Here is a 1,417-nt window from a genome sequence, read left to right as displayed (position 1 = left end):
CCAATCAACTAAGGGGAAATGAAATCACAGAGGAACCCTCAAAACCAGTGGGTTTTTCGAACACTCCATATGCATCGCTTTCTTCTCCTGGAGCAGATAAACGCCGCTGCGTAGCATCCCCAGAGCAGGAAATCCTCGCTCTGCTCAAATCGCAGAGCGAAAATCAAACCAAGAAACCAGAAATTATAAACTAAAATCTCCAACAAATTGTATTTTAATCTATACGAATTTGAATAATTAATTTTCTACTTTTTGAATGAAAGTATTTACATCTTCCGACATAATAAGGTGCAAAAAATCATCAATTTTTTCATCTTCCCAATTCCACCAACTAATTTTTAACAGCTTATCTATAATATGTTGTTCAAATCTAAATTTTAATATTTTCGCCGGATTTCCAGCGACGACAGCATATGGAGGAACATCTTTAGTTACAATAGAACCTGCTCCTATTACTACACCATCACCTATGTTAACGCCATTCATAATAAAAGCAGATTTACCAATCCACACATCATTACCTATAATAGTTTTCCCTTTAGAAGTATGATCGGAAATACCATCTAAGCTTCTCCATTGTGGATTCCATATTGTTTTAAATGGATAAGTACTAACGTAATTAATATTGTGGTTTGCAGCAACAATAGATACACCTACCGCTATAGAACAAAATTTTCCTATAACAATCTCACCATGTGGACCATCTATTATATCAGGAATTCCGTATGTGTGGTCACCGATTTCCATATTAGGATATGTATCTCTTGTAGGAGAGAAATTTTTTGGTTTGTAATCTTTACTTGGTGATTCAAAACGAAATTTCACATTCTCAGGATCATCTAAATATACTCCTTCAATTATACATTTTTCATCACTATCATATGTAAAACTTAATTCTGCTTTCAGGTTTTTATTAACATCATATATTTTTAGCATATTATCTTCTAAAGACCAGTAAAATTCGTTAGGGTGCTTATACCACCTTATTTCTCCGTTATATTTAAATTTGAAAAAATCTGCGGCTTTATATTCGTTAACAAAAAAAACCCAATATCTATTGATCAAAATATTTCTTAACCGCATGATTTTTCTCCTAATAATAAAAAATAGAGTGTGCAGAAAATTAATATAGAAAATAAAAAATTCGAAAACCCCCGTAACTTAAGTTTTATGTCGCATATGGAGTGTTCGAAAAAACCCTAACATCACAGATCAAATGGGAGTACAAGCCTCATGCCACTCCACCCTAACTGACGACATGCCTTAGGTATTGAGGCCTGCGCTGTGATTCCATTTTTCCGGTTCTGGTTGGAGGAAAGACGATATGAAATAGGCGGGATTTTTTGACGTAGAGGGTTCGAAAAACCCACTGGTTTTGAGGGTTCCTCTGTGATTTCATTTCCCCTTAGTTGATTGG

Annotated in this window: 2 protein-coding genes; one reads left to right on the top strand and one right to left on the bottom strand. The window is 34.7% G+C overall.

Annotated elements, in window-relative coordinates:
* Positions 1-194: hypothetical protein (locus HK11_RS12655; protein ID WP_233133470.1), on the top strand; the 194-nt coding region annotated here is incomplete at its 5' end.
* 43 nt (positions 195-237) lie between these two features.
* Here the strand turns inward: HK11_RS12655 and HK11_RS11730 are convergent.
* On the bottom strand, positions 238-1,083 hold the full coding sequence (locus HK11_RS11730; protein ID WP_086555500.1) for a CatB-related O-acetyltransferase: 846 nt from the start codon (positions 1,081-1,083) through the stop codon (positions 238-240).
* Positions 1,084-1,417: the final 334 nt, after the last annotated feature.

The sequence above is a fragment of the Acetobacter sp. DmW_043 genome (genome assembly GCF_002153485.1).
Classification (GTDB): Bacteria; Pseudomonadota; Alphaproteobacteria; order Acetobacterales; family Acetobacteraceae; genus Acetobacter; species Acetobacter thailandicus.
The sequence above is the reverse complement of the archived record's forward strand: the minus strand, read 5'-3'. Positions and strand labels throughout refer to the sequence as shown.

What these genes read in the sequence shown, in the direction of transcription:
- HK11_RS11730 (WP_086555500.1), bottom strand. Translation starts at nt 1,083, where the DNA reads ATGCGGTTAAGAAATATTTTGATCAATAGATATTGGGTTTTTTTTGTT.